This is a genomic window from Vibrio sp. 1457, assembly GCF_033340195.1.
Taxonomy (GTDB): domain Bacteria; phylum Pseudomonadota; class Gammaproteobacteria; order Enterobacterales; family Vibrionaceae; genus Vibrio; species Vibrio alginolyticus.
In genome coordinates this window covers 1-1,087 of the sequence record NZ_JAWOWA010000057.1, presented here as the reverse complement: position 1 = coordinate 1,087, position 1,087 = coordinate 1, and the positions used below count along the sequence as shown (strand labels likewise).

Below are 1,087 nucleotides of genomic sequence, written 5' to 3'. Positions count from 1 at the left end.
GTGAAGTCATTGATGCCATGCTTCCAGGAAAAGCCTCTAAGCTTCAGATTGTAAGGAATCGTACCCCAAACCGACACAGGTGGTCGGGTAGAGAATACCAAGGCGCTTGAGAGAACTCGGGTGAAGGAACTAGGCAAAATGGTACCGTAACTTCGGGAGAAGGTACGCTCTCGACGGTGAAGTCCCTTGCGGATGGAGCTATTGAGAGTCGCAGATACCAGGTGGCTGCAACTGTTTATTAAAAACACAGCACTGTGCAAAATCGCAAGATGACGTATACGGTGTGACGCCTGCCCGGTGCCGGAAGGTTAATTGATGGGGTTAGACTTCGGTCGAAGCTCTTGATCGAAGCCCCGGTAAACGGCGGCCGTAACTATAACGGTCCTAAGGTAGCGAAATTCCTTGTCGGGTAAGTTCCGACCTGCACGAATGGCGTAATGATGGCCACGCTGTCTCCACCCGAGACTCAGTGAAATTGAAATCGCTGTGAAGATGCAGTGTACCCGCGGCTAGACGGAAAGACCCCGTGAACCTTTACTACAGCTTGGCACTGAACATTGACCCTACATGTGTAGGATAGGTGGGAGGCTTTGAAGCGCAGTCGCTAGATTGCGTGGAGCCGTCCTTGAAATACCACCCTTGTAGTGTTGATGTTCTAACGTCGACCCCTTATCGGGGTTGCGGACAGTGCCTGGTGGGTAGTTTGACTGGGGCGGTCTCCTCCCAAAGCGTAACGGAGGAGCACGAAGGTGGGCTAATCACGGTTGGACATCGTGAGGTTAGTGCAATGGCATAAGCCCGCTTGACTGCGAGAATGACAATTCGAGCAGGTGCGAAAGCAGGTCATAGTGATCCGGTGGTTCTGAATGGAAGGGCCATCGCTCAACGGATAAAAGGTACTCCGGGGATAACAGGCTGATACCGCCCAAGAGTTCATATCGACGGCGGTGTTTGGCACCTCGATGTCGGCTCATCACATCCTGGGGCTGAAGTCGGTCCCAAGGGTATGGCTGTTCGCCATTTAAAGTGGTACGCGAGCTGGGTTTAGAACGTCGTGAGACAGTTCGGTCCCTATCTGCCGTGGGCG

Annotated in this window: 1 rRNA gene (cut by a window edge); it reads left to right on the top strand. The window is 53.2% G+C overall.

The window, feature by feature from the left end:
- Positions 1 to 1,087, top strand: a 23S ribosomal RNA gene (locus R7Z41_RS23580) (its annotated part extends 1,565 nt beyond the left edge of the window); the annotation flags it as partial.